This is a genomic window from Pseudomonas sp. MONT-RG-20F-20-E-7-02 (assembly GCF_022662395.1).
GTDB lineage: Bacteria > Pseudomonadota > Gammaproteobacteria > Pseudomonadales > Pseudomonadaceae > Aquipseudomonas.
In genome coordinates this window covers 382,793-408,966 of sequence record NZ_JAKNQN010000006.1, presented here as the reverse complement: position 1 = coordinate 408,966, position 26,174 = coordinate 382,793, and the positions used below count along the sequence as shown (strand labels likewise).

Annotated in this window: 21 protein-coding genes and 1 pseudogene; 17 read left to right on the top strand and 5 right to left on the bottom strand. The window is 60.2% G+C overall.

The genetic code is table 11. The features are described from left to right. Nucleotides 1-45: 45 nt before the first annotated feature. From L8I05_RS19725 to L8I05_RS19700, 6 genes are all read left to right on the top strand, one after another. A complete protein-coding gene (locus L8I05_RS19725) occupies nt 46-828 on the top strand; it encodes a class II aldolase/adducin family protein (protein ID WP_242171103.1) in 783 nt (260 codons plus the stop codon). Then, nucleotides 828-1,730 carry an alpha/beta hydrolase gene (locus tag L8I05_RS19720; protein WP_242171102.1) on the top strand — a complete coding sequence of 301 codons (903 nt, stop codon included), beginning with the start codon at nt 828-830 and terminating at the stop codon, nt 1,728-1,730. The genes L8I05_RS19725 and L8I05_RS19720 overlap by 1 nt, the downstream gene beginning before the upstream one ends. 311 nt (nt 1,731-2,041) lie before the next feature. Beyond that, nucleotides 2,042-2,953 (top strand): SDR family oxidoreductase, encoded by a 912-nt coding sequence (locus tag L8I05_RS19715; RefSeq protein ID WP_159959775.1) that lies wholly within the window; start codon nt 2,042-2,044, stop codon nt 2,951-2,953. A gap of 575 nt (nt 2,954-3,528) precedes the next feature. After that, nucleotides 3,529-5,319 carry a DUF1302 domain-containing protein gene (locus tag L8I05_RS19710; protein WP_242171101.1) on the top strand — a complete coding sequence of 597 codons (1,791 nt, stop codon included), beginning with the start codon at nt 3,529-3,531 and terminating at the stop codon, nt 5,317-5,319. 26 nt (nt 5,320-5,345) lie between these two features. Next, nucleotides 5,346-6,704, top strand: coding sequence for a DUF1329 domain-containing protein (locus L8I05_RS19705; protein ID WP_242171100.1), 1,359 nt, complete (start codon nt 5,346-5,348; stop codon nt 6,702-6,704). Between the two features lie 257 nt (nt 6,705-6,961). After that, the gene (locus L8I05_RS19700) at nt 6,962-9,457 is read left to right on the top strand and encodes a LuxR C-terminal-related transcriptional regulator (RefSeq protein WP_242171099.1); all 2,496 of its coding nucleotides are present in this window, start codon (nt 6,962-6,964) and stop codon (nt 9,455-9,457) included. A gap of 250 nt (nt 9,458-9,707) precedes the next feature. Here the strand turns inward: L8I05_RS19700 and L8I05_RS19695 are convergent, their stop codons facing one another. Next, on the bottom strand, nt 9,708-10,583 hold the full coding sequence (locus tag L8I05_RS19695; RefSeq protein WP_242171098.1) for an AraC family transcriptional regulator: 876 nt from the start codon (nt 10,581-10,583) through the stop codon (nt 9,708-9,710). Between the two features lie 137 nt (nt 10,584-10,720). Between L8I05_RS19695 and L8I05_RS19690 the strand changes: the two genes are divergently transcribed. Continuing rightward, nucleotides 10,721-11,632, top strand: coding sequence for a DMT family transporter (locus L8I05_RS19690; protein WP_242171096.1), 912 nt, complete (start codon nt 10,721-10,723; stop codon nt 11,630-11,632). A 140-nt stretch (nt 11,633-11,772) separates the two neighbouring features. Here L8I05_RS19690 and norR read toward each other — a convergent pair whose 3' ends face one another. Next, a complete protein-coding gene (gene norR / locus L8I05_RS19685; RefSeq protein ID WP_242171093.1) occupies nt 11,773-13,320 on the bottom strand; it encodes a nitric oxide reductase transcriptional regulator NorR in 1,548 nt (515 codons plus the stop codon). A gap of 147 nt (nt 13,321-13,467) precedes the next feature. Between norR and hmpA the strand changes: the two genes are divergently transcribed. Both hmpA and L8I05_RS19675 read left to right on the top strand, forming a co-directional pair. Beyond that, on the top strand, nt 13,468-14,649 hold the full coding sequence (gene hmpA, locus L8I05_RS19680) for an NO-inducible flavohemoprotein (RefSeq protein WP_242171090.1): 1,182 nt from the start codon (nt 13,468-13,470) through the stop codon (nt 14,647-14,649). 234 nt (nt 14,650-14,883) lie between these two features. Further along, on the top strand, nt 14,884-15,390 hold the full coding sequence (locus tag L8I05_RS19675; RefSeq protein ID WP_242171089.1) for a disulfide bond formation protein B: 507 nt from the start codon (nt 14,884-14,886) through the stop codon (nt 15,388-15,390). Between the two features lie 511 nt (nt 15,391-15,901). Here L8I05_RS19675 and L8I05_RS29555 read toward each other — a convergent pair. Next, nucleotides 15,902-16,156: pseudogene (locus L8I05_RS29555) on the bottom strand (hypothetical protein). A gap of 27 nt (nt 16,157-16,183) precedes the next feature. Between L8I05_RS29555 and cyoA the strand changes: the two are divergent. The 6 genes from cyoA to queC all read left to right on the top strand — a co-directional run bounded on the left by cyoA (nt 16,184) and on the right by queC (nt 21,819). After that, nucleotides 16,184-17,125, top strand: a complete 942-nt coding sequence (gene cyoA / locus L8I05_RS19670; RefSeq protein WP_177019165.1) for a ubiquinol oxidase subunit II — start codon at nt 16,184-16,186, stop codon at nt 17,123-17,125. Nucleotides 17,126-17,128: 3 nt separating this feature from the next. Beyond that, nucleotides 17,129-19,147 carry a cytochrome o ubiquinol oxidase subunit I gene (cyoB, locus tag L8I05_RS19665; protein WP_053257915.1) on the top strand — a complete coding sequence of 673 codons (2,019 nt, stop codon included), beginning with the start codon at nt 17,129-17,131 and terminating at the stop codon, nt 19,145-19,147. Between the two features lie 3 nt (nt 19,148-19,150). Next, complete coding sequence (locus L8I05_RS19660) at nt 19,151-19,777, top strand: cytochrome o ubiquinol oxidase subunit III (protein ID WP_056858318.1); 627 nt, start codon at nt 19,151-19,153, stop codon at nt 19,775-19,777. Then, a complete protein-coding gene (gene cyoD / locus L8I05_RS19655) occupies nt 19,777-20,118 on the top strand; it encodes a cytochrome o ubiquinol oxidase subunit IV (RefSeq protein ID WP_010206434.1) in 342 nt (113 codons plus the stop codon). Before L8I05_RS19660 ends, cyoD begins: the two co-directional genes overlap by 1 nt. Nucleotides 20,119-20,129: 11 nt before the next feature. Next, nucleotides 20,130-21,017 carry a heme o synthase gene (cyoE, locus tag L8I05_RS19650; protein WP_016971085.1) on the top strand — a complete coding sequence of 296 codons (888 nt, stop codon included), beginning with the start codon at nt 20,130-20,132 and terminating at the stop codon, nt 21,015-21,017. Between the two features lie 103 nt (nt 21,018-21,120). Next, entirely contained in the window at nt 21,121-21,819 is a 699-nt protein-coding gene (gene queC, locus L8I05_RS19645) for a 7-cyano-7-deazaguanine synthase QueC (RefSeq protein ID WP_242171088.1), read from the top strand. Between the two features lie 58 nt (nt 21,820-21,877). Here queC and L8I05_RS19640 read toward each other — a convergent pair whose 3' ends face one another. Together L8I05_RS19640 and L8I05_RS19635 are read right to left on the bottom strand one after the other, a co-directional pair. Beyond that, on the bottom strand, nt 21,878-22,756 hold the full coding sequence (locus L8I05_RS19640) for a queuosine precursor transporter (protein ID WP_242171087.1): 879 nt from the start codon (nt 22,754-22,756) through the stop codon (nt 21,878-21,880). Further along, a complete protein-coding gene (locus L8I05_RS19635; protein ID WP_242171086.1) occupies nt 22,743-23,348 on the bottom strand; it encodes a helix-turn-helix transcriptional regulator in 606 nt (201 codons plus the stop codon). Before L8I05_RS19635 ends, L8I05_RS19640 begins: the two co-directional genes overlap by 14 nt. Before the next feature lie 256 nt (nt 23,349-23,604). On the opposite strand from L8I05_RS19635, the gene L8I05_RS19630 reads away from it, so the two are divergent. Together L8I05_RS19630 and L8I05_RS19625 are read left to right on the top strand one after the other, a co-directional pair. Next, nucleotides 23,605-24,960, top strand: a complete 1,356-nt coding sequence (locus L8I05_RS19630) for a serine hydroxymethyltransferase (RefSeq protein ID WP_242171085.1) — start codon at nt 23,605-23,607, stop codon at nt 24,958-24,960. A gap of 111 nt (nt 24,961-25,071) precedes the next feature. Continuing rightward, a complete protein-coding gene (locus tag L8I05_RS19625; RefSeq protein ID WP_242171084.1) occupies nt 25,072-26,157 on the top strand; it encodes a pyridoxal phosphate-dependent aminotransferase in 1,086 nt (361 codons plus the stop codon). Nucleotides 26,158-26,174 lie beyond the last annotated feature (17 nt).

The following is a 26,174-nucleotide window of genomic DNA, read 5'->3' as shown; positions in this document are numbered from 1 at the left end:
CTCACTCAAAAAATAATAAGAAAATGTGCCAAGGAGGTCGTTACCGTGAGCCTAGCCCCCGTTCTATCGCCACAGAATGTCAAAGACCAGGTCAGCGCTGCCGAATGGCAAGCCCGTGTCGACCTGGCGGCCTGCTATCGCCTGGTGGCATTGCATGGCTGGGATGACCTGATCTTCACGCATATTTCCGCCAAGGTGCCGGGCACCGATGACTTTCTGATCAACCCCTACGGGCTGATGTTCCACGAAATCACCGCCTCAAGCCTGGTCAAGGTTGATCAGGCCGGCAACAAGCTGATGGACAGCCCCTACGAGATCAACCCTGCGGGCTACACGATTCACAGTGCCATCCATGCAGTGCGCCACGATGTGGCGTGCGTGATACACACCCACACACCGTCGGGTGTGGCCGTCTCCACCCAGAAGCAGGGCGTTTTGCCGATCAGCCAGCAATCGTTGTTCGTGCTTGCCAGCCTGGCCTATCACGCCTACGAAGGCGTGGCGCTGAACCCTGAAGAAAAGGCGCGCCTGCAGGCAGACCTGGGCGAAAACAATTTCCTGATGCTGCACAACCATGGCCTGCTGACCTGCGGCGGCACCATCGCCGACACGTTCCTGATGATGTTCACCTTCCAGCGCGCCTGCGATATCCAGGTGCTGGCGCAAAATGGCGCGGCCGAATTGATTAGCATCGAGCCGCAGATTCTTGCGGGCGCCAAGGCCATGGTGGCGGCTGTCACAAAGAGTGCCCAAGGTATGGGGGGCGCGCTGGCCTGGCCGGCGCTGCTGCGTAAATTGGACCTGCAAGATCCCGGGTATAAAAGCTGATGCCACTCGCCGAAATCCCGCTCAGAGCCTGGCGCAAACGTAGCCAGGAATTCATCTTCCGTGGCCGTAAGATCCGTTACTGGGTGGCCGGGCAGGGCGAACCGCTGCTGTTGATTCATGGTTTCCCCACCGCCAGTTGGGACTGGCACTACCTGTGGCAGCCGCTGGCCCAGCGCAACCTGGTGATCGCGTGCGACATGCTGGGGTTCGGCGAATCGGCCAAGCCGCTGGACCACGACTATTGCCTGCTGGAACAAGCCGATCTGCAACAGGCGTTGCTCGACTACCTGCGCGTGGAGCAGCCGGTGCACGTGTTGGCCCACGACTACGGCGACAGCGTCGCCCAGGAACTGCTCGCCCGCCATTACGAAGGCCGGTTTCAGATGGCCAGCTGCGTGTTCCTCAATGGCGGGCTATTTCCGGAAACCCATCGCCCGGCGCTTGTGCAGAAGCTACTGCTCAGCCCGCTCGGCTGGATGATCGGCCGCGCGTTTGGGCGCAATGCCTTGTCGAACAGTTTCAGCCAGATTTTCGGCCCGACTACGCGGCCCAGTGAAAGCGCGCTGGATGATTTCTGGAGCCTGATCAATTGCAATGACGGTACGCGCATCCTGCACAAACTGATCGCCTACATTCCCCAGCGCCGTCGATTGCGCGAGCGCTGGGTGGATGCGATGCAGCGTGGCGAAGTGCCTTTGCGTGTGATCGATGGCGAAGTCGACCCGATCTCCGGCGCGCACATGGTGGAGCGTTATCACCAGTTGGTGCCGCACGCTGACACGGTGTCGCTGGCCAATATCGGCCATTACCCGCAGATTGAAGCGCCGGTGCTGGTGCTCAAGCATTACCTGGCGTTTCGCGAGCAGATGGGCCAGCCGGCGCCGCGCGTAGCCTATTCCTGAGCTGCTCATGGGGCTTCCTGTGGCGAGCGGGTTTGTTGTGGCAAGCGGGCTTGTTGTGGCGAGCGGGCTTGCCCCGCGTTGGGTGGCGAAGCCGCCCCAGCAAAATCACCGCAAAGTGTCAGGTATATCGCGGTGGCAGGTTTTAGGGCCGCTTCGCGCCCCAGCGCGGGGCAAGCCCGCTCGCCACTGAGAAGGTGGTGGATCATCCCGCTGCCTTATCGCGCACCATTCAGCCTCGGCCGACTTTATTGTGACCAGAGGCTGTGTGCCTGACACTCAAGCTATTCCCATTGTGGCCAGCGGAGTTCGGTATGAGTGAGTCAGTGCAGTTCCAGGATAAGGTCGTGATCGTCACCGGTGCCGGCGGTGGGTTGGGCCGGGCGCATGCGCTGCTGTTCGCCCGGCACGGTGCCAAAGTGCTGGTCAATGACCTCGGCGGTTCTACCCAGGGCGAAGGCGCCAATGCCTCGGCCGCCGACCGCGTGGTCGCCGAGATCCGCGAGGCGGGCGGCATTGCCGAAGCCAACCATGACTCCGTCACCGACGGTGACAAAATCGTGCAGCACGCGCTCGACGTGTTCGGTCGCATCGATGTGGTGGTGAACAACGCCGGCATCCTGCGCGACAAGACCTTCCACAAAATGGACGACAGCGACTGGGACCTGGTTTACCGGGTGCATGTCGAAGGCGCCTACAAAGTCACCCGCGCCGCCTGGCCGCATTTGCGCGAGCAGGGTTATGGCCGGGTGATCTTTACCGCGTCCACCTCGGGCATCTACGGCAACTTCGGCCAATCCAACTACGGCATGGCCAAGCTGGGTTTGTATGGCTTGACCCGCACCCTGGCACTGGAAGGGCGCAAGAACAACATCCTGGTCAACGCCATCGCCCCCACCGGCGGCACGCGTATGACCGAAGGCCTGATTCCGCCGCAAGTGTTCGAGCGCCTCAAGCCGGAGCTGGTCAGCCCGTTGGTGGTGTACCTGGGCAGCGAAGCGTGCCAGGAAACGGCGGGGTTGTTTGAAGTGGGCGGCGGCTGGATCGGCAAGACCCGTTGGGAGCGCAGCCTGGGTGTGGGGTTTGACCCCGAAGCCGGGTTTTCACCGGATGATGTGGCGGCGCACTGGGCGCAGATTTGCGACTTTGAAGGCGCGGCTCATCCCAAGGACAATATCGAGGCATTGAAGGAGATGATGGCCAACTTGCAGAAGTTCAGCCTCTGATCGTTGCTTGAACATGATTGAATCTGACGGGGCGCTGATAGCGCCCCGTTTTATTGCAGGCATAAAAAAGGCCGCTGCAAAGGCAGCGGCCGAAGTAAGACGTTGGATCAAGGAGCGACAAATCAACGTCAGTGAACAGCGGTAATAGATTGATACAACGGGTCAATCTATTGGAATCAGACTTTTCCTGCTTTTACACAAGCGGGCTGTTTGCCCTGAAAGCCCGCTAAGAATAGTCGTCTGTAACAAAATGAGTAATAGCGGTTCAGGACAAGGACTGTTACCAAATCAGTAACGATCGTTCTTGCGTTCCGCGTGGAAATGCAGACGGTGACGGGCTTCAGAGGGACGCGGAGCGTCCCTGGAGGCATTCCCACGCGGAGCGTGGGAATGATCATCGCCCTATCTATCTTTTTGATAACCCGTCATCTATCCAATCCATAGCCGTGCGCAAACCCCGGCCAGAGCGCCTGTTAATCCTTTCGAGCGACACTGCGAATACCCCTTTGGTGCGCTTATCGCTCCTGACGAGCGGCAGTAGGGTGGGGCCTTCTGTCACTCACCGGGGAAGACGCATGACAAAAACAACAATGCGCGCCATCTTCACGCCACAGGCGCTGGCTGCGGCGGTTGCTCTGGGCTGCTGCGCCCAGGCACAGGCTGTTTCGTTCAACATTGGCGAGATCGAAGGGCAATTCGATTCCTCGCTGTCGGTGGGCGCCAGTTGGGGCATGCGCGATGCCGACAAGAAGCTGGTGGGCGTGCCCAATGGCGGCACGGGGCAGGCGTCTACCGGTGATGACGGGCGGCTGAATTTCAAGAAGGGCGAGACCTTCTCCAAGATCTTCAAGGGCATCCACGACCTGGAGCTCAAATACGGCGACAGCGGCGTATTCGTGCGCGGCAAATACTGGTACGACTTCGAACTGCAGGACGAAGAACGCGAGTTCAAACAGATCAGCAACCACCATCGCGACGAAGGCGCGCGCTCTTCCGGCTATGAGCTGCTCGACGCCTTCGTCTATCACAACTATTCGATTGGCGACCTGCCCGGCAACGTGCGCGTCGGCAAGCAAGTGGTGAGTTGGGGCGAGAGTACGTTCATCGGCAACTCGATCAACAGCATCAACCCCATCGACGTGTCGGCCTTCCGCCGTCCAGGTGCGGAGATCAAGGAAGGCCTGATTCCGGTGAACATGCTGTTTGCCTCCCAGAGCCTCACCAATCAGCTTTCGGTTGAAGGTTTCTACCAACTGAACTGGGAAAACACCGTGGTGGATAACTGCGGCACCTTCTTTGGTAACGACGTGGTCGCCCATGGCTGCAACAGCAACTACACCGTCGGCAGCCCGGCGATTGCGCCGTTGCAACCGGTGGCCGCAGCGTTCGGCCAGGGCTTTCAAGTCACGCGCGAAGGCGTGGTGGTGCAGCGCGCCAAGGACCGCGAGGCCCGCGATGGCGGCCAGTTCGGTGCGGCCTTGCGCTGGCTCGGCGATGACACCGAGTACGGCCTGTACTTCATGAACTACCACAGCCGCACGCCGACCGTGGGCACGCTGACCGCCAACACCAACCTGGCGACCATCGGCCGAATTGCGGCCACCGCCAATGCCATCGCACCTGGCAGCGGCTCGGGCCTGGCCCAGAGCACCATGCTCGGGCGTGGCCAGTATTACCTCGATTACCCGGAAGACATTCGCCTTTACGGCGCCAGTTTTTCCACCACTTTGCCCACCGGCACCGCCTGGACCGGCGAAATCAGCTATCGCCCGAACGCGCCAGTGCAACTCAACACCACCGACCTGACCCTGGCGCTGGTCAACCCGATCGCCGGCCAAACCGCCTCGCCGATCCGCAGCTCGTTCGGCTCGGATAACGCCGGTTATCGCCGCAAGGAAATCACCCAGATCCAGAGCACCATGACCCAGTTCTTCGACCAGGTGCTGGGCGCCGAACGCCTGACCTTGGTGGGCGAGGCGGCGTTCGTGCACGTCGGCGGGCTGGAGGCCAAAACCAAACTGCGCTACGGCCGTGACTCGGTGTACGGCGCCTATGGTTTCCAAGGCGACACCGATGGCTTTGTCACCGCCAACTCCTGGGGTTATCGCGCCCGCGCCATCCTCGACTACAACAACGTGTTTGCCGGGGTGAACCTCAAGCCCAACCTGTCCTGGTCCCATGACGTCAGCGGTTACGGACCCAACGGGATTTTCAACGAAGGCGCCAAGGCGATCAGCGTCGGCGTGGACGCGGACTACCGCAACACCTACACCGCCAGCCTTAGCTACACCGACTTTTTCGGCGGCGACTACAACACCCTCACCGACCGCGACTTTATCGCCCTCAGCTTCGGCGTGAACTTCTGATCAGGTTTAAGGAAGGACAACAACCTATGCGTAAGATATTTGCAGTGATGGCCCTGAGTCTGCTGGCCGCCCACGTGATGGCGGCGGTGTCGCCTGAAGAAGCCGCCAAGCTCGGTACCAGCCTCACGCCGGTCGGCGCCGAAAAAGCCGGCAACGCCGACGGCTCGATCCCGGCCTGGACCGGCGGCATCCCCAAAAACGCTGGCGTGGTGGACAGCAAGGGCTTTCTGGCCGACCCGTTTGCCAACGAAAAACCGCTGTTCGTGATCACCGCCGCCACGGTCGACAAATACAAAGACAAACTCTCCGACGGCCAGGTGGCGATGTTCAAGCGCTACCCCGAGACCTACAAGATCCCGGTGTACCCGACCCACCGCACGGTTAACCTGCCGCCGGACATCTACGAGTCGATCAAGCGCAGTGCGCTTAATGTGCACGCGATCAACGACGGCAATGGCCTGGAAAACTTCACCGGCAACCGCTACTACGCCTTCCCGATTCCGAAGAATGGCGTGGAGGTGCTGTGGAACCACATCACCCGTTACCACGGCGGCAACCTCAAGCGCATCATCACCCAGGCCACCCCGCAAACGAATGGCAGCTACACGCCGATCCGCTTCGAAGAAGAAGTGGCGGTGCCTCAAGCCATCCCGGATATCGACCAGGCCAAGGCGGCCAACGTGCTGAGCTTCTTCAAGCAATCGGTGACTGCCCCGGCACGCCTGGCGGGCAACGTGCTGCTGGTGCATGAAACCCTCGACCAGGTGAAGGAGCCGCGCCTGGCCTGGATCTACAACGCCGGTCAGCGCCGTGTGCGCCGCGCGCCGCAAGTGTCTTACGACGGCCCGGGCACCGCCTCCGACGGCCTGCGCACCACTGACAACTTCGACATGTTCTCCGGTGCCCCCGACCGCTACGACTGGAAGCTGGTGGGCAAAAAAGAGATGTACATCCCCTACAACAGCTACAAGCTCGATTCGCCGACCCTCAAGTACGACGACATCATCAAGGCCGGGCATATCAATCAGGACCTGACCCGTTATGAGCTGCACCGGGTGTGGGAAGTGGTCGGCACCGTCAAGCCGAGCGAGCGGCACATCTACGCCAAGCGCCACATGTACATCGACGAAGACAGCTGGCAAGTCGCGCTGGTGGATCACTACGACGGCCGTGGCCAACTGTGGCGTGTCGCCGAAGGCCATGCGCAGTTCTACTACGACCACCAAGTGCCGGCCTACACCGTGGAAACGCTGTACGACATCATCGCCGGGCGCTACATCGCGCTGGGGATGAAGAACGAGGAAAAACACAGTTTCGTGTTCGGCTTTGCGGCCAAGGCGGCGGACTACACCCCGGCGGCGTTGAGGTCTGAGGGCGTGCGCTGATCTTCAATTGAAATGCAATCACCTGTGGGAGCTGGCTTGCCTGCGATGGCGGTACACCTGCCACAGGTGGGCTGGCTGACCCACCGCCATCGCAGGCAAGCCAGCTCCTACATTGACCGGGTTCCACTTTTTGGTGGAGTGGAATCCCGGCTTTTTTATGCCTGCCAATCACCCCGCTGAATACTTCTTCAACAACCGCCGACCACAGGACTAGGGTAGGCGCCAGGTTGCATAACAATAAAAAGCAGGATGCAGCAATGACCGCCATGACACGCTGCCTGGACCGTCCTGGATTCATGCCACGGCTGTCCGCCCACCACCTGTTACGCCCGCGCTTGGCCGAGCCTTTGCTCGCGGCGCAGGTCAGGGTGAAGTTGCTCTGCGCGCCGGGCGGCAGCGGCAAGAGCGCGTTGCTCGCCGAGTGTGCGTTGCAGGCGCCGGTGGAGTGCCAAGTGTATTGGCTGGCGCTCAATGGCGCCGTGCTCAGCGCCGATGCATTCTGCGCCCGGCTGGCGCAAAACCTTGGCCTGGCGTTTATCGACGAAGCCACCTTGCTGCTCGACCTCAGCCGCTGGCAAACCACGGCGTGGATATTCCTTGATGATTTCTGTCGCCTGCCCGCCCCCGAACTGGACGCCTTGCTCGACCGTTTGCTCACCGCCGCCAGCCCGACGCTGACCTGGTGGCTGGGCACGCGGCGGCGCCCGCTGTGCAACTGGCCGCGCCTGCTGCTCGACGATGAGTTATTGGCGTGCAGTGAGTTGATGTTCAGCCCTGCGGAAATCCAGCAGTTGCTCGGCCCCGCGCAAAGCGTCGACAGCGTGATGCAATTCAGCGGCGGCTGGTGCGCGGGCGTGCGCATCGCTTTGCTGGGCGACGGTCACCCGGACAAGACCCTGCTCGACTACCTTCAACACGAACTCTTCAGCACCTTGCCCGCCGAACTGGCCGAGGCCTGGCGCGTATTGGCGCATTTGCCGCGGTTCAATCCGAGCCTGTGTGAGCACCTGTTCGGCGCTGGCGACGGCGATCAGTACCTGCGCGATTTGCAGGCGCTCGGTGCGTTTATCCAGCCGTGGGAAGACACCACCGATTGGCTGCAGGTGTTCCCGCCCGTGGCGCAGTTAATCCGCGATGAGCCTTGGCCGGCCAAGCGCGGCTGGCACCGCCGAGCCTGCCAATGGTTCACCACACAAGAGGACTGGCAGGCCGCCTTCGAACAGGCGCTGCTGGCCGAAGCCTATGAAGTGGCGGTGAGCCTGCTGCAACACTTCAGTTTTGAAGACCTGTTCCGCCAGCAGAACGCGGTGCTGCTGTTACGTCTGCATGAGCAGCATGGCGATGAGTTGATGCTCGGCTCGGCGCAACTGGTCGGCTTGGTCACGGCGGCATTGCTGTTTGCCGGGCGCTTCGACCAGGCGGGCGTGTGTATCGACCAACTGGCCCGGTTCGCGCCGCAACCGACGGCGGCGCAACAGCGTTATCTGCTGGCGCGCTGGCAGGCGCAATGGGGCTGGCTGTTGCATTTGAGCGGCGATGCCGAGCGTTCCCGCGAGCATTTCCTGGAGGCGCTGCAAGCCTTGCCCGACAGCGCCTGGACCTCGCGCCTGATGTGCCTGTCGGGCCTGACTCAGCAAGCCTTGCTGCGCGGTGAACTGGATGTGGGCCAAGCCTTGAATCGCGAAGCCCTGTGCCTGGCCCGCGCCCATGGCTCGTTAGTGCTTGAGGCGTTGCTGGAGCTGGATCACGCGCAATTGCTGGAGCAACGCGGCGCGCCGTATCGGGCGCAAAGCCTGCTGGAAAATGTGCAGGCGATGCTGGTTCGCCAGCGACTCAAGGCCGGGCCTTTGGCGGGGCGGATCTCGTTGCGGCGTGGGCACCTGGCGTTGCGCCAGGGGCAGGACAGCCTGGCCGCCGAATGCTTCGAGGCCGGTTTGACGATGTGCCTGCACAGCCAGGACAAGCGCGTGTTGTATGGGTTTCTCGGCCTGGCGCTGCTGGCGGCAAACCGTGGGGATTACGCCCAGGCCTTTATTCAACTGCGCGAGGCCGAGCGCTTGATGCAGCAACGCCACGTCCCGGACACGGTGTATCGCGCGGTGCTGCTGTTGGTCAGTGGGCACTTCTGGTTGCAGCAGGGCCGCGCCGAATTGACCCTGGAAGCGGTACGTCGGGTGCTGCGTCACTTTCGCGGGCCTTGTGCCAAGCAAGCACCGCCGGCCACATTGGAGCTGATCCCGCGCCTGGAGTATTTGCTGGTGCTGGCCGAGGTGAAGTTGGGCTGTGCCGAGCAGCCTATTGAGCGGCTGAAGGCCTTGCTCGACACCACCCGGCAACGCGGCATGCTTTGCCTGGAAACTGAATTGCAGTTGGTGCTGGGCGAGGTCGCCTGGCAACTGGGGGATCCGGCGTTGGCCCGTCGCGCGCTGCAAGCGGGTTTGGAGCTGGCGGGGCGCTGTCAGGTGCAGCAGGCGATTCGTGAGCTGCGTTTGCGCTCGCCGGGGTTGTTGAGTGAGTTGGGCCTGGAGGCGCAAACGTCGTCCACCGGGGCGGTGGAGAACCCGTTGAGCCAGCGTGAGTTGGAAGTGTTGCAGTTGATCGCCCTGGGTAACTCCAATCTGGAAATTGCGGATCGGCTGTTTATTTCGTTGCACACGGTCAAGACTCATGCGCGGCGTATACACAGCAAGCTCGGTGTGGAGCGGCGCACGCAGGCGGTGGCGAAGGCCAAGACGTTGGGGTTGATGGGGTAGCCATAAAACCCGCTTAAGGGCAAAACCTGTGGGAGCGGGCTTGCCCGCGATAGCGGTGGGTCAGTCAATATCAATGTTTGCTGGGCTGACGTCTTCGCGGGCAAGCCCGCTCCCACATGGATCTTCCACATGGATCTTCCACACTGATCTTCCACATTGGTCTCCCACATTGGTCTCCCACATTGATTTTCCATATTGGTCTTCTACATTGAACTTCCACATTTGATCTTTGTTGGCTTGAGGTTGTGCGCTAGGTGCAGAAGGCTTGGCGGTATTCGCCTGGGGTTGCGCCCATGGCTTGGCGGAAGCGTTGGCTGAAGTGGCTGGCGCTGGAGAAGCCGCACAGCCAGGCGATTTCAGCCAGGGGCAGGGCGCCGCTGCGCAGCAAGGTTTGTGCGCGCGCCAGGCGCCGTGCCAGCAGGTATTGATGGGGCGGCAGGCCGAAGCTTTGGCGGAACATCCGCGCGAAATGGTATTCGGACAACGCGCACATTCCGGCCAGTTGCCCCAGGCTGATCGGGTCTTCCAGGTGGTGGTCGATGTAGTCGACCAACAGCCGTCGCTGATGCGCGGCCAGCCCGCCTTTCAAACGCAGCCCGTCGCGAGCGCCCACTTGGCTGAGCAAGGTGTGGCTGAGCATTTCATGCGCCAGGCTGCTGGTCAGCAGGCGCTCGGCGGGCTCGTGCCAGTTGAGGGCGATCAGCTGGTGAAAGCGCCGGGCCTGGCTGGCGTCTTCAAGAAAGGTGCTTTCGCGCAATTGCAGTTCGCGCGGTTCGCGGTCGAGCAAGGTGACGCAGCCGAGGGCGAATTGCTCCGGGCTGAAATACACGTGGGCCAGGCGAATCTCGCCGTTGATCACCCACGCCGACTGGTGCTCGGCCGGCAGGATGCACAGTTTATCGGGGCCGCCCTTGGTGCCGGGCTGGTCGCGGCGAAACGTGCCGGTGCCGCCACCGATGTAGCAGGACAACGTGTGGTGGGTGGGCGCCTGGTAATCCTGGGCGTCGTGATGATTGCTCCACAAAGCTGCGGACAAGCCGTCACCCAGCTCGGCGCAGGCTTCAAGGCGTGCGTTGGGCGAGCGGTTAAGGGCTTGAAAGACTTGCAGCGATTCCAGCTCTGGCATGGTTGTTCTCTCCGACGCCTTGCATCCTACTCCGCGTCGCCGTTGCTGTGATCCCGGCACCCGACAAAAGCGCAAGAATATGCAAGAGCGCTCCCGGGGCGGCGGGCGACACTGTGGCTCAACCACCGGAGCCCACCATGAACCTTTTCCTGTATTTACTCACCGTGCTCATCTGGGGCACCACCTGGATTGCCCTTAAGTGGCAGCTGGGCGTCGTGGCCATTCCTGTGTCGATCGTCTATCGCTTTGGCCTGGCGGCGTTGGTGCTGTTTGCGCTGTTGCTGCTCAGCCGCAGGTTGCAGGTGATGAACCGGCGCGGGCACCTGATCTGCCTGGCCCAGGGCTTGTGCCTGTTCTGCGTCAACTTCATGTGCTTTCTGACGGCCAGCCAGTGGATCCCCAGCGGTTTGGTGGCGGTGGTGTTTTCCACGGCCACGCTGTGGAATGCCCTGAATGCGCGGGTGTTTTTTGGCCAGCGGGTGGCGCGTAACGTGTTGATGGGCGGCGCGCTGGGGCTGCTGGGGTTGGGCTTTTTGTTCTGGCCTGAGTTGGTCGGGCATACCGCCAGCCCGCAGACCTTGCTGGGCCTGGGCTTGGCGCTGTTGGGGACGATGTGTTTTTCGGCCGGCAACATGCTCTCCAGTTTGCAGCAGAAGGCGGGGCTCAAGCCCTTGACCACCAATGCCTGGGGCATGGCATATGGCTCGGTGATGCTGGCGACTTATTGCGCGGTGCGTGGGATTCCCTTCGACATGGATTGGAGCGCGCGGTATGTCGGGGCGCTGTGGTACCTGGTGATTCCGGGGTCGGTGATTGGGTTTACCGCGTACCTGACGCTGGTGGGGCGTATGGGGCCGGAGCGCGCGGCGTATTGCACGGTGCTGTTTCCGGTGGTGGCGCTGAATGTGTCGGCGTTTGCCGAGGGGTATCAGTGGACGGCGCCAGCGTTGATGGGGTTGGTGTTGGTGATGTTGGGGAATGTGTTGGTGTTTAGGAAGGCTAGGCCGAGCCAGCCTGTGAATCCGGTTTTTAAGGTAAAGCAGATCTAATGTGGGAGCTGGCTTGCCTGCGATGGCGGTGTGTCAGTTGGTTCGATTTTAACTGGTACACCGCTTTCGCAGGCAAGCCAGCTCCCACCTTGACCGAGTTGACTCCCACAGTGGCTGAGTTGCTCCCACATTTGTCTGGGTTATTTGAGGCCGAGGCGTTTGGCCATTCGGCCCAGGTTGGCGCGGTCGAGGCCGAGTTCGCGGGCGGCGCTGGCCCAGTTGTGCTGGTGGCGCTCCAGGCAGGCGCTGATGATTTGGCGTTGATAGTGTTCGGTGGCCTGGCGCAGGTCGCCGGTGGCGACGGCGGCGGTGTCGGCCTGTGCTTCGATCACCGGCGAGGCGCTGACGTCGGGCAAGTCGAGGTCCTGGGCACTGAGGCTCAAAATCTTCGGACGTTCGCGACAGTTTCCCAGTGCTTTTAGCGCGCTGCGTCCGACCAAATGTTCCAGCTCGCGCACATTGCCCGGCCAGTTGTAGGCCAACAGCGCCGCCTGGGCATCGCTGGTCAGGCGCAGGCTGCCCAGGCCCATGCGTGAGCGGTTCTGTTCGAGGAAAAAACCCGCCAGCAACAACACATCGCGACCGCGTTCACGCAGCGCCGGCACTTGCAGCGGATACACGCTCAAACGGTGATAGAAGTCGGCGCGGTAGCGGCCATTGCGCACTTCTTCGGCCAGGTCGCGGTTGGTCGCGGCGATCAGGCGCACGTCCACTTGGTGTTCCTTGTCCGAACCCAGGCGCTGTAACTGGCCGCTTTGCAGCACGCGCAGCAGCTTGGCCTGCACGGTCAGCGACAACTCGCCCACTTCATCCAGGAACAGAGTGCCGCCATTGGCCAGCTCGAACTTGCCACGGCGCTCGTTCAACGCGCCGGTAAAGGCCCCGCGCACATGCCCGAACAGCTCGCTCTCCACCAGGGTTTCCGGGAGTGCGGCGCAGTTGAGGCTGATCAAGGGCTTGTCCGCGCGGTCCGATGCCGCGTGGATAGCCTGGGCCACCAGCTCTTTGCCCACGCCGGTTTCGCCGGTGATCAACACGGTCAGGTCACTGCCGCCCACCAGTTTGATTTCCTCGACCAAGTGCTTGTGTGCCTTGCTCTGGCCGATCATTTCCTTGTGCTGCTGGCCGCTGGCCTGGCGGTAGATCTCGGCGCGCTGATGCTCATCTTCGGCGCGCAACGCCAGGCGCTCGATGCGTTCAGCGACGTTGACCGTGGCCGCAGCCAAGCTGGCGAAGGCTTGCAGGGCATCCAGTTCGACGCGCTCGAAACGCTCGGTGTCGAGGGCGTCGAGGGTCAGCAGGCCCCAGGGTTTGTCTTCGATAAACAGCGGGCAGCCCATGCAGTCATGCACCTCCAGGTGCCCATGCAGGCCATCAACCAGGCCGTCGTAGGGGTCGGGCAGTTCGCTGTCGCTGTCAAAACGGGTTGGGCCCGGGCTGCTCAGCAGCACGCCGAAGCGCGGGTGCTCGCTGACCTTGAAGCGCCGGCCAAGGGTGTCGGCGCTCAAGCCATCCACCGCCAGTGGCACCAGCCATTCACCGTCCAGGCGCAACAACGCGGCGGCGTCGCACGGCAGCAGGGCGCGCATGGCTTGCAGCAGCCGCCGGTAGCGCTCGCCTTCGGGCAGCTCGCGGGACAGGTCGGCGACCAGCGGCAGCAGGGTGGTGAGCAGGGATTGTGCAGTCATATTGACTCCTTATAGTCCTAATGACTATATCGCGTAGGAAGTCATATTGACTAGGTAATACTCAAGTCATTGAAAAATAACGATTTATAAATTGGCACGAATACTGAGTAGAGAAGGGCAATCAGTAAAAAGACTCAGGAGTCTGCCATGCTTAGTGCCCAAGACCGTGCCATCGTCAAATCCACTGTGCCCCTGCTGGAAAGCGGCGGTGAAGCCCTGATCACGCATTTCTACCGCATGATGCTCAGCGAGTACCCCGAGGTTCGCCCGCTGTTCAACCAGGCCCACCAAGCCAGCGGCGACCAGCCCCGCGCCCTGGCCAACGGCGTGCTGATGTACGCGCGGCATATCGACCAGCTCGACCAGTTGGGCGACCTAGTGGCCAAGATCATCAACAAGCACGTGGCGTTGCAGATCCTGCCGGAGCACTACCCGATTGTGGGCGCGTGCCTGCTGCGTGCCATCTCTGAAGTGCTGGGCAGCGAGATCGCCACGCCTGAGGTGATGAGTGCCTGGGGTGCGGCCTACGGCCAACTGGCCGACATCCTGATCGGCGCCGAAGCCGCGATCTACGACGAAAAGGCCCAGGCCCCAGGCGGCTGGCGCGGGGCGCGGCCGTTCCTGTTGGTGAAACGCGTGGAGGAGAGCGACGAAATCATCTCGTTCTACTTCGCCCCGGTGGATAACGGCCCGATCCTGGCCGCCGCGCCTGGCCAGTACATCGGCATGAAGCTGGTGCTGGAGGGCGAGGAGGTGCGCCGCAACTATTCCCTGTCCGCCTTGAGTGACGCGGGCGTGTACCGCATCAGCGTCAAGCGCGAGGCGGGTGGGCGAGTGTCCAACTACCTGCATGACCAGATGCACGTCGGCGCCACCCTTGACCTGTTCCCGCCATCCGGCGAGTTCACCCTGGCGGCCAGCGACAAACCGCTGGTGCTGATCAGCGGCGGGGTGGGCATCACACCGACTTTGCCGATGCTCGAAGCAGCCCTGGCCACCGAGCGCCCGGTGCACTTTATCCACTGCGCGCGTAACGGCGGCGTGCATGCGTTCCGTGACTGGGTGGACACCCTGGCGGCCAGGCACCCGCAGCTCAAGCGCTTCTACTGCTACGCCGAAGACGATGGCGTGAGCCCTGCGGCGGACAAGGTTGGGATGCTGAGCCAGGAGCAACTGGCCGCCTGGTTGCCCGAACAGCGCGACCTGGACGCCTACTTCCTCGGCCCTAAAGGCTTCATGGCCGCCATCAAGCGCCACCTGAAGGCTTTGGGCGTCCCTGATAACCAGGCGCGCTACGAATTCTTCGGCCCCGCATCGGCCCTGGAATAACCGTCCCAGGCACAACACTGTTCAAAATGTGGGAGCGGGCTTGCTCGCGAAAGCGGTGGATCAGTCACTTAATAAGTCGACTGAAACACCGCCTTCGCGAGCAAGCCCGCTCCCACATTTGTTTCTCTATTCCTCCAGATTAATCCGCCGTTAACCCCCCAATGTTTTAACCATCCCCTGTGTGTAAACTTGCGCCCATCAGGCACAACCATAATCAGGCAAAGGGAAACGGGGATGAGTGACGAATTGCGTTTAGGCAGGGAGCGGCGCTTTCTGGTGTTGCTGGGCATCATCTGCCTGGCGCTGATCGGCGGTGCGCTGTACATGCAAGTGGTGCTGGGCGAGGCGCCGTGCCCGCTGTGCATCCTGCAACGGTATGCGTTGCTGTTGATCGCGGTCTTCGCCTTCATCGGCGCTGCCATGCGCACCAAAGGCGCGGTCACCCTGTTTGAAGGGCTGGTGGTCCTCAGTGCCCTGGGCGGCGTGGCGGCGGCGGGTCATCACGTGTACACCCAGTTCTTCCCCGAGGTCAGCTGCGGCATCGACGTGCTGCAACCGATCGTCGATGAGTTGCCACTGGCCAAGGTGTTCCCGCTGGGCTTCCAAGTGGACGGCTTCTGCAGCACGCCGTATCCGCCGATCCTGGGCTTGTCCCTGGCGCAATGGGCGCTCGTGGCGTTCGTGCTGACAGTGATCCTGGTGCCACTGGGCATCTATCGGAATCGCCAACGCAAGGCCTGACCCGACTCACTGAAACGCCCCGTTCTTCATTCAAGGAAGGACGGGGCGTTTTTGTAGGTAGGGATTTGTGAAAGGGGCGTGACGAAGGACAAGATCAGGTGCGCGCAGCGTGCGACATGTTGTCACACGGACACTGTCGCAGGACGTTTCTGACGCAGCGAGCCACCGCTTAAATTTGCATAAAACCGCCAAGATGTGCTGTCAGTTCGTCGTTTGAGCGATGCCACGAATGTCGCGCAGTTCGAGCCAATCGGTGATGTCCGAATGCCTTGTTTTATGGGGACTTGGATCCGTTTTGCATGCCCTTACAAGCTGTAAGGGCTGTGGTGCTTTACGCAATAACACGGCAATTTTTGTGGTTTTTGTTGAGAATCGAACACGATAAGATCCCGAACCTTTGCAAGATTGGTGAAGGATTGTTGCTGGAATCGATAAAAATTATTTCTTTATAAGACATGGTTTATACATCGCTAGCTAACTACAATCGCCCGCACTGAATGTCCGGTGCTGTTCAATATTTGAGCATTGGAGCGGTCGAGGGGCAGATGGATGGCTCTGTGCGACCCCAGGTTCCGGCAAGCCTTTCAACTATCCGCACCAAATGGAATTGGTCTGTAACAAGGCCTTTAACCACGAAATCGAATAAGAACTCACCGCAGGTCCGTGAAACGTCCATTTATGGCGTGCCGGGCAGGCTCTTATTCAATCGAAGAGAAATGCCAACCCTTGGCAGGGTGAAGTGTTGGCGATCAAAACCCAACTGCATTGCGCAAGCTGCTTTAGAGGTCGTGAGATGAGTAAAAACAGGTACCCCCGATTACTAGGCTTTTTGCCGCTGCTTGGCATGCTGTTAATGCTGGGAGGCTGCAAGTGGACCTTGCTCGACCCAAAAGGACAGGTCGGTCTGGATGAACGAAACCTGATCATCACCGCCACCCTGCTGATGCTGCTGGTCGTGGTCCCCGTGATCATCATGACCTTCGCCTTCGCCTGGAAATACCGCGCGTCGAACACCAGCGCCACCTACGCGCCGAAGTGGTCGCACTCCACCAAGATCGAAGTTGCAGTCTGGCTGGTGCCGATCCTCATCATCATTGCCCTGGGTTATGTGACCTACAAGTCCACCCACGCTCTGGACCCGTACCGTCCGCTGGAATCCGACGTCAAGCCGATCAACATCGAAGTGGTCGCGCTGGACTGGAAGTGGCTGTTCATCTACCCGGACCTGGGTATCGCCACTGTGAACGAAATCCAGTTCCCGGAGCACACTCCGCTGAACTTCAAGATCACCTCCGACGCCGTGATGAACTCGTTCTTCATCCCTGCTCTGGGCGGCCAGATCTACGCGATGGCAGGCATGCAGACCAAGCTGCACCTGATCGCCAACCAGAAAGCTGAAATGGAAGGCATCTCCGCCAACTACAGCGGCGCTGGCTTCACCGGCATGAAATTCAAAGCGATCTCGACGAGCCAGGAAGATTTCGACGCCTGGGTCGCCAAAGTCAAGGCCGCACCTAAACAGCTTGATCAAGCTGAATACGACGCCCTTGCCAAACCAAGCCAGAACAACCCAGTCGCTCTGTACTCCACGTACACGCCGGACCTGTTTCAGAAAATCGTCGACAAGTACGAAGGTATGAAGCCAGGCAAACCGGTCAAGCACGAGAAGAAAGAAGTGGCCGTGGTTGAAGGTTCTGACACGGGCTCGCATTCAACTGCTGGGGCAGAGGAGTAAACGATGTTTGGTAAATTAAGTTGGGATGCGGTCCCGTTCCACGAGCCGATCGTAATGGTGACCATCGCCATGATCGCGCTGGGTGGTCTGGCACTGTTTGCTGCAATTACGTATTTCAAGAAGTGGACCTACCTGTGGACCGAGTGGTTGACGTCTGTCGACCACAAGAAAATCGGTGTCATGTACGTCATCGTTGCCATGGTCATGCTGCTGCGTGGTTTTGCCGACGCCATCATGATGCGTACCCAGTTGGCCATGGCCACCGAGGGTTCGCCTGGCTACCTGCCGCCTGAACACTATGACCAGATCTTCACCGCTCACGGTGTGATCATGATCATCTTCATGGCGATGCCATTCTTCACCGGCTTGATGAACCTGGCCTTGCCGCTGCAGATCGGTGCGCGTGACGTTGCCTATCCGTTCCTGAACTCCTTGAGCTTCTGGCTGCTGGTTTCCGGCGTGGTACTGATCAACCTGTCCCTGGGCGTCGGCGAATTCGCCAAGACCGGTTGGGTTGCGTATCCGCCGTTGTCGGGCATTCAGTACAGCCCTGGCGTGGGTGTGGATTACTACATCTGGGCGCTACAGTTATCAGGGCTCGGGACGACATTGACGGGGGTCAACTTCCTGGCCACCGTCCTGAAAATGCGCGCCCCTGGCATGAAACTGATGGACATGCCGATCTTCACCTGGACCTGCACCTGGGCCAACGTCCTGATCGTGGCTTCGTTCCCGATCCTGGCCGCTACCATGGCGCTGCTGTCGCTTGACCGTTACCTGGATTTCCACATTTTCACCAACGAACTTGGTGGCAATCCAATGATGTACGTGAACCTGTTCTGGGCATGGGGTCACCCTGAGGTGTACATCCTGATCCTGCCAGCGTTCGGTATCTTCTCTGAAGTGATCTCGACCTTTACCGGCAAGCGCCTGTTCGGTCACCACTCGATGGTTTACGCATCGGGCGCAATCTCGGTACTGGGCTTCATGGTGTGGCTGCACCACTTCTTCACCATGGGCTCGGGTGCCAGCGTCAACGCCTTCTTCGGCCTGGCGACCATGTTGATTTCCATCCCGACGGGGGTGAAGCTATTCAACTGGCTATTCACCATCTACCACGGCCGTCTGCGCATCACCAGCCAGGTTCTGTGGACCCTGGGTTTCATGGTGACCTTCGCTATCGGCGGCATGACCGGCGTACTGCTGGCCATTCCGGGTGCTGACTTCGTACTGCACAACAGCCTGTTCGTGATTGCTCACTTCCACAACGTGATCATCGGTGGTGCTGTATTCGGTTACATCGCTGGTTTCAGCTTCTACTTCCCGAAAGCGTTCGGCTTCAAGCTGCACGAAGGTTGGGGCAAGGCTGCATTCTGGTTCTGGATCTCGGGCTTCTTCGTCGCGTTCATGCCGCTCTACGCATTGGGCTTCATGGGCATGACCCGTCGTCTGAACGCCACCACCAACCCTGAGTGGGTGCCGTACCTGTACGTCGCCATGTTCGGTGCGTTGATGATCGCTGCCGGTATCGCCTGCCAGCTGATCCAGCTGTACGTGAGTATCCGTGACCGTAAGCAGAACGCTTGCGAATCCGGCGACCCATGGAATGGCCACACCCTGGAATGGTCGACTTCGTCGCCTCCGCCGTTCTACAACTTCGCTGTGATTCCTACTGCGAACACGATCGATGCGTTCACCGAAGCCAAGGAAGACGGTACTGCGTACCAGCAACCCAAGCACTACGAGCCGATCCACATGCCGAACAACACCGCCACTGGCGTGGTGATGGGCGCGCTGTTGACCGTGTTCGGTTTCGCGATGATCTGGCACATCTGGTGGCTGGCAATCGTGGGCCTGGTAGGCACCATCGGTTACTTCATCATTCACGCTGCCCGTGATGATCAAGGCTACATGGTGCCGGTCGAGACGATCGAGCGCATCGAAGCCGAGCAACACGCTCGCCTGGTAGCCGAGAAGAAAATCCCGGCCAACCGTGTAGAAACCTCGTTGGAACAGGCTTAAACCATGTCGAACTTAGTGACCAATGCTGGACACGCCCATGTCGATGACCATGGGCACGATGACCATCACCACGACTCGGGGCCAATGACCGTATTCGGTTTCTGGCTCTACCTGATGACCGACTGCATCTTGTTTGCGTCGATCTTCGCGGTGTACGCGGTACTGGTAAACAACGTAGCGGGTGGCCCGTCGGGCCACGACATCTTCGAACTGCCTTACGTGCTCGGCGAAACCGCCTTGCTGTTGTTCAGTTCGATCACCTACGGCTTCGCCATGCTGGCCTTCTACAAGGGCAGCAAGAAAGGCGTACTGAGCTGGTTGGCACTGACCTTCCTGTTCGGTCTGGGCTTCATCGGCATGGAGATCAACGAGTTCCACCTGCTGATCTCCGAAGGCTACGGCCCGCACCGTTCCGGCTTCCTGTCCGCGTTCTTCACGCTGGTAGGTACCCACGGTCTGCACGTATCTGCCGGCCTGCTGTGGATGGCGGTGATGATGTATCAGGTCAATAAACACGGCCTGACCAACACCAACAAGACTCGCCTGAGCTGCCTGAGCCTGTTCTGGCACTTCCTGGACGTGGTCTGGATCTGCGTCTTCACCGTTGTTTACCTGATGGGGACTCTGTAATGGCTAATGCACACTCCCATGACCATGACAGCCATGATGCGAGCCACGGCAGCGTTAAGTCGTACGCCATCGGCTTCATCCTGTCGGTAATCCTGACGCTCATCCCGTTCGGTCTGGTGATGTACCCGACCCTGCCGAAGTCGATCACCTTGATGATCGTTCTGGCATTCGCGGTGATTCAGGTTCTGGTTCACCTGGTGTACTTCCTGCACCTGGACCGTTCCAAAGAGCAGCGCGATAACGTGATTGCATTTGTGTTCGCAGGCCTTGTGATCCTGCTGCTGGTTGGTCTGTCGATCTGGATCATGTTCAGCATCCATACGTTCATGATGGCGAAGTGAGGTAAAACCCGATGTCGCTTAAGCACTTTATCCAAATCACCAAACCGGGGATCATTTTCGGTAACGTGCTTTCTGTGGCAGGCGGTTTTTTCCTGGCCTCCAAGGGACATGTCGATCTGGCCATTTTCCTGGCTGCAATGATCGGCACTTCCCTGGTGGTAGCTTCCGGTTGCGTGTTCAACAACTGCATCGACCGCGACATCGACATCAAGATGGAACGCACCAAGAACCGTGTGCTGGTCCAGGGCCTGATCTCCCTGAAACTGGCACTGCTGTTCGCGACCGTCCTGGGTGTTGCCGGCGTGGCATTGTTGTACAAGGTGGCCAACCCGCTGGCGGCGCTGTTTGCCGTGATCGGTTTTGTCATCTACGTCGGCCTCTACAGCCTGTACCTCAAGCGCAAGTCGGTTCACGGCACGCTGGTCGGCAGCCTGTCGGGTGCGATGCCACCGGTGATTGGTTATGTGGCTGTGACCAATAGCTTCGACATGGCCGCGCTGGTGCTGCTGGTGATGTTCAGCCTGTGGCAGATGCCGCACTCGTATGCCATCGCGATCTTCCGCTTCAATGACTACCTGGCTGCTTCGATTCCGGTTCTGCCGGTCAAACGTGGCATCCAGGTAGCCAAGAAACACATCCTGCTCTACATCCTGGCCTTCCTCGTGGCGACCTTGATGTTGACCTTCAGTGGCTACGCCGGCATGAGCTACCTCGCCGTCGCGGCGGCCATGGGCATGTACTGGTTGTACATGGCCTGGACCGGCTACAAGGCGGTGGACGACACCGTCTGGGCGCGCAAGCTGTTCGTGTTCTCGATCTTCACCATCACCGCGCTCAGCGTGATGATGTCCCTGGATTTCCAAGTGCCGAAAGAGCTGTTGCTGACCTACGCACACTGAGTCATCGAGCATTAAAAAACCCCGCCTTCGAAAGAAGCGCGGGGTTTTTTATGGCTGGGCCTTTAAACTATTCCCACATTTTTAACCTGCAGGAAGCAACGTAATGACTAAAAAAGCCGTGATGGTGTTCAGTGGCGGGCAGGACTCCACGACCTGTCTGATCCAGGCACTGCCGCTGTACGACGAAGTACACTGCATCACCTTCGACTATGGCCAGCGCCATGTGGCGGAAATCGAAGTGGCCCAGAAGCTCGCCAAGCAGTTGGGCGCCACCGTCCACAAAGTCATGGACGTGTCCTTGCTCAACGAGCTGGCCATCAGCAGCCTGACCCGCGACAACATTCCCGTACCGACCGTGGACAGCTCAGGTGGCAGCCTGCCAAGCACCTTTGTGCCGGGCCGCAATATCCTGTTCCTGACCCTGGCGTCGATCTACGCCTACCAGGTGAAGGCCGAAACCGTCATCACCGGCGTGTGCGAAACCGACTTCTCGGGCTACCCCGACTGCCGCGACGAATTCGTCAAAGCGTTGAACAAGGCACTCGAGCTGGGCATGGAATACAAGCTGCGCCTGGACACGCCGTTGATGTGGCTGAACAAGGCCGAAACCTGGGCCTTGGCCGACTACCACAACCAGTTGGAGCTGGTGCGTCACCAGACGCTGACCTGCTACAACGGCGTTATCGGCAGTGGCTGCGGTAACTGCGATGCTTGCAACCTGCGTGCACGCGGTTTGAATGAGTATTTGCAGGACAAGGCGGCTGTGATGCAGAGCCTGAAAGGTAAGTTGCAGTTGGGCTAGCGTGTAGGGACCATACTCGGTCAATTGTGGGAGCTGGCTTGTGTGGGAGCGAATTACATCAGCTGGCAGTACCGGTAATCCAGCGCTTGAACAACGCACGCGCCCCGTAGGCCGGTGCGATGTTGAAAAACGCAAAACCCACTTTGATCGCAATCTGCACGTAGATCATGCTCAGGATGTCACTGGTCTGCATCGCGCCATAAAAGGCGATGAAGCAAAACAGGAAGCTGTCGATAATCACCGCAAAGAACGTGCTGAAGAAAATGCGCAGGTACAAGTATTTGGAATTGGTCAGTTCCTTGATCTTGCACAGCAAGTACGAGTTTATATTCTCCGACACCAGGAACGACACCGAGGAGGCGACCAGAACCGAAGACACTTGAATGATCACGTCGTTATACGGCCCGTCCAGTTTCCAGCCCGGCAGCCCCGGCAGAAAGGTCGAGCCATACAGCAAGATGATGATCATCGCGTTGCTGGCAAACGCAAACAAAATGGCCCTTCTGGCCAGGCGCAGGCCGAATTGCTCGTTAAGCAAATCCACGATCAAAAAGGTCAACGGATACAGAAACGTGCCCGGCGTAACGATGATGCCCAGCGATTCCAGGTAAAGCGGCTTAGTCGCGGCAATGCTGGTGAAGATATAAAACGTGAAGAGCAGCAAGTTCAGAATGATGTAAATCATCCAGGAGCTTTCATTGCGGTCGTTTATATCGTAGGCGGTGAGTGCCCCGCCCTGCGAATAAAACTTCTTGTACATGTTCTTAACTTCCATTTTGTTTAGGTTGTCCATTATTTCGCTGTTGAGTACTTCGCTCAGTTTCATCTTGATGACCTTGCCCGTGGCGATCACCATGATCACGGCCAGGCGCTTGTCATTTTCAAAGCCCAGCAGTTTGTATTTGCTGTTTTCGATGCCCGCTTCAGACGTGGTCATTGAAGCGCTCCTCGATGATATCGCCGACCACGCACAGGCGGTCCGAGTAGGCAGAGGCTTCAAGGGTGATCAGCATGCGTTTGGTGGCGCGGTCGTACACCAGCTTTTCTTTGCCGTCGCTCGACGAGCCTTTTTGCACGATCAATAGATCACCCGGCTCATTGATGCCGGGGATCGCGTGTTCCAGGCGCACCGCGATCAGGTTATGCGAGGTGCCGAAGTAGTAGGTCAGCGGGTACAGCGTCGCCAGTTCGCCAATGCGCTTGTCCAGGTTCTGGATCACCAGGCTTTCCGTGAGGATCGGCACCGCCGCCGGGTTCATGTTGCCCTGGGGGGAAACACTGCTCTCGATGATTTCCTTGGCTTCAAAATCGATGGTTTCAATCTCGTCGTAAGAGACGCCGAAGAAATCCGAAATCTTGCGAATGGTGGACTGCTGGACGTTGACGACCTTGCCTTCCAGGATGTTGTAGATGGTGGTCCTGGTCAGGCCGGCGGCACTGCATAACGACAGCTGCGTTTCGCCGCGGCTTTTGATCAAGTACTTGATGTTGCTCTTCAAGTGCTCGGTTTTTTCCCGTCTGTGTATCACGTGCTCACCACTTCCTTTTAGTCATGCCATCCCTGTGCGCGGCGCGTGCGGCGTCGCGGCGGCGGGAGTGTTGCATGCGTGGGCCCTAACAATAAAGTCCCGGGTGCGCTGTTGCTGCGCCGACGCTCGGTTCCGGCTGGGCAAAAAAGCACATTAAATTTGGAAAATGTTTAATTTCCTGTTTAATTTCCTGTTTAATAAAAGCCCGCGGTTCAGGATGGACCGGCATGCAACGCCCAGGAAGGGACCCGCACTGATGGCAGTCAACACCGCACACCTCAAAGACCAGGCCGACTTGCTGCGTCGTGGCCTGGCCGATCTGCACGCTGAAGATTTCGAGCTGGCGAGCCTCCTCGATGCCGAGGTCTTGCGCCAGCACCGCACCCTGTCTCTGGTTTCCTCTTCCTGCGCGGTCACACCACGGACGCTGGTGGCGTGTGCCTCGGCATTGGTCAATGTGAGCGCCGCAGGCATGCCCGGCAAACGTCAGCGTGCCGGCTGCGAAAACGTCGACCTGGTCGAAGCCCTGGCCATTCGCCGCGCCCGCGAACTGTTCGACGCCCACTACGCCAGTGTGCAGTCGCACTCGGCCTCCAACGCAATTGCCCAAGTACTCAGCGCGCTGCTGGAGCCTGGCGATACCTTGCTCGGCATGGCCCACGACCACGGCGGTGATCTCACCCTTGGCAGCCCGGCGGTGTTCACGGGCGCCTACTACAAGGCCATTCGCTACGGCACCGATGCCGATGGCCTGATCGATTACGCGCAGGTACGCAGCCTGGCGTTGGCACATCGACCACGCATCATCATCTGTGGTGCGTCGGCTTACTCGCGGGTGGTGGACTTCGAGCGGTTTCGCGCGATTGCCGATGAGGCGGGCGCGATCCTGTTGGCGGACATTTCCCATATCGCCGGGCTGGTGGTGACGGGGCGTCACCCGAACCCGATCAACGCCGCCCACGTCACCGTCACCTGCACGCACAAACAACTCGGCGGCCCTCGCGGCGGGCTGATTCTGTCGGGCCGCGACGCCAACACCAAAGTCCCCGGCTTGCGCTCGACCTTCAGTCGCGTACTCGATCAGGCCGTGTTCCCGCGCATGCAGGGCGCGCCGGCGGTCAACCTGATCGCGGCAAAAGCCGCCGCGCTGGGTTACGCGAAATCGGCGCAATTCGACGCCTGCATGGGCCGGGTTCGTACACTTGCCGATGAAGCGGCCTGCGCGTTTCAGGCCAATGGCTACGACGTGGTCGGCGGGCGCAGTGAAAACCATACGCTGTTGATCCGCTTGCAAGGCGCCATGACCGGGGCTATCGCCGAGTCGGCGCTGGAGCAGTGCGGCATCGTCGTGAACAAACATCGCGTGCCGGGCGAGACACGCTCGTCGTTGGTGACCAGCGGGTTGTGTATCGGCACCGGCTCCATGGCGCAGCGCAGGCTGGATCGTGAAGGCTGCCGCCAGGTGATCGAGCTGGTTTGCCGGGTGCTGGACGGTGTGACACCGCTGGGCGAGCAGGAATACCACCTGGAGCCTGCAGTTTGCCAGCAGACGCGTTCAGAGGTTGAAGCCCTGTGCGCGCGCTATCCCATTGCCGACTACCTGGAGAGCTGATTCCCCGGAGCCCTGATTCCCAGCAGCCGGTTAAATCAGCCGCCACCTTCCTCGTCATACTTCCTTGTACGCACTGTGCGAATCGATCACCCGTCTACAAGGAGTAGCCCCATGGTCAGCGTAAGTCGTCGGTCCCTTCTCGCCCTCGGTGCGGCCCTGCCCGTGCTCGGGCATCTGGATTGGGCGCTCGCTGCCCCGGCGACGCCTGACAAGGTGCGGCTCAACTACAACGAAAGCCCCTACGGCCCTTCAGGCGCCGCGCGTGAGGCCATGCAGCGCGGGGTCGCGACGTCGGGGCGTTATCCCTACCCGGACATGTACGCGTTAGCCGCATTGTTTGCCCAGCAGCAAGGCATCACCGAAGAAAACGTCGCGGTGTTTGCCGGTTCCATGGCCGCCCTGCGCTACGCGGTGCTGGCATTCACCCGCTCAACCCGCGGCCTGGTCATGGCCACGCCGTCCTACGAAGTGCCGCGCCAGGCCGCCGAATCCTGCAAGACACAGGTTCATGAAGTAAGCCTCGACGCCCACCACGCCCATGACGTACCGGCGATGCTCGCTGCCGATCCACACGCGGGCATGCTCTACCTGTGCAACCCCAACAACCCGACCGGCACGATCACCCCGACCGAGGCGATCCGTCAGGCGCTGGTGAACAAACCCCAAGGCTGTGTGCTGGTGGTGGACGAGGCCTATATCGATTTTTCCGACACGCCAAGCGTGGTCAGTTGGGTCAAGGACCACGACGATTTGCTGGTGCTGCGTACCTTCTCGAAAATCTACGGCATGGCCGGTGCACGCCTGGGCCTGGCGATCGGCCACCAGACGCTGCTGGAGCGGCTGGCGGTGTTCGGCGGCGACAACGTGCCGGCGGCTTCTACGCTGCTGGGCGCCCGAGCGAGTCTGGAAGACATCAAGCTGTTGCCACAGCGCAAGGCGCTCAATGCCCAGTTGCGCGACGAGACCGTGGCGTGGCTCAAGGGCCGGGGGTTCACCTGTACCGCGTCGCAGAGCAACTGCTTCATGATCGATGTGAAGCAACCGGCCGAGCAGGTGATCGAGAAGCTCGCCGCACACGGCGTGTTGATCGGGCGAGTCTGGAAGGACTGGCCGCACTGGGTGCGCGTGACGGTGGGCAATAAGCACGAGATGCAGCGCTTTCGCGAGGTGTTCGCGGCGCAGGTGGTGAGTGCTTAAGGCCTGGACAGGCGCGC

What these genes read in the sequence shown, in the direction of transcription:
- L8I05_RS19720 (WP_242171102.1), top strand. Translation starts at nt 828, where the DNA reads ATGCCACTCGCCGAAATCCCGCTCAGAGCCTGGCGCAAACGTAGCCAG.
- L8I05_RS19715 (WP_159959775.1), top strand. Translation starts at nt 2,042, where the DNA reads ATGAGTGAGTCAGTGCAGTTCCAGGATAAGGTCGTGATCGTCACCGGT.
- L8I05_RS19710 (WP_242171101.1), top strand. Translation starts at nt 3,529, where the DNA reads ATGACAAAAACAACAATGCGCGCCATCTTCACGCCACAGGCGCTGGCT.
- L8I05_RS19705 (WP_242171100.1), top strand. Translation starts at nt 5,346, where the DNA reads ATGCGTAAGATATTTGCAGTGATGGCCCTGAGTCTGCTGGCCGCCCAC.
- L8I05_RS19700 (WP_242171099.1), top strand. Translation starts at nt 6,962, where the DNA reads ATGACCGCCATGACACGCTGCCTGGACCGTCCTGGATTCATGCCACGG.
- L8I05_RS19695 (WP_242171098.1), bottom strand. Translation starts at nt 10,583, where the DNA reads ATGCCAGAGCTGGAATCGCTGCAAGTCTTTCAAGCCCTTAACCGCTCG.
- L8I05_RS19690 (WP_242171096.1), top strand. Translation starts at nt 10,721, where the DNA reads ATGAACCTTTTCCTGTATTTACTCACCGTGCTCATCTGGGGCACCACC.
- norR (WP_242171093.1), bottom strand. Translation starts at nt 13,320, where the DNA reads ATGACTGCACAATCCCTGCTCACCACCCTGCTGCCGCTGGTCGCCGAC.
- hmpA (WP_242171090.1), top strand. Translation starts at nt 13,468, where the DNA reads ATGCTTAGTGCCCAAGACCGTGCCATCGTCAAATCCACTGTGCCCCTG.
- L8I05_RS19675 (WP_242171089.1), top strand. Translation starts at nt 14,884, where the DNA reads ATGAGTGACGAATTGCGTTTAGGCAGGGAGCGGCGCTTTCTGGTGTTG.
- cyoA (WP_177019165.1), top strand. Translation starts at nt 16,184, where the DNA reads ATGAGTAAAAACAGGTACCCCCGATTACTAGGCTTTTTGCCGCTGCTT.
- cyoB (WP_053257915.1), top strand. Translation starts at nt 17,129, where the DNA reads ATGTTTGGTAAATTAAGTTGGGATGCGGTCCCGTTCCACGAGCCGATC.
- L8I05_RS19660 (WP_056858318.1), top strand. Translation starts at nt 19,151, where the DNA reads ATGTCGAACTTAGTGACCAATGCTGGACACGCCCATGTCGATGACCAT.
- cyoD (WP_010206434.1), top strand. Translation starts at nt 19,777, where the DNA reads ATGGCTAATGCACACTCCCATGACCATGACAGCCATGATGCGAGCCAC.
- cyoE (WP_016971085.1), top strand. Translation starts at nt 20,130, where the DNA reads ATGTCGCTTAAGCACTTTATCCAAATCACCAAACCGGGGATCATTTTC.
- queC (WP_242171088.1), top strand. Translation starts at nt 21,121, where the DNA reads ATGACTAAAAAAGCCGTGATGGTGTTCAGTGGCGGGCAGGACTCCACG.
- L8I05_RS19640 (WP_242171087.1), bottom strand. Translation starts at nt 22,756, where the DNA reads ATGACCACGTCTGAAGCGGGCATCGAAAACAGCAAATACAAACTGCTG.
- L8I05_RS19630 (WP_242171085.1), top strand. Translation starts at nt 23,605, where the DNA reads ATGGCAGTCAACACCGCACACCTCAAAGACCAGGCCGACTTGCTGCGT.
- L8I05_RS19625 (WP_242171084.1), top strand. Translation starts at nt 25,072, where the DNA reads ATGGTCAGCGTAAGTCGTCGGTCCCTTCTCGCCCTCGGTGCGGCCCTG.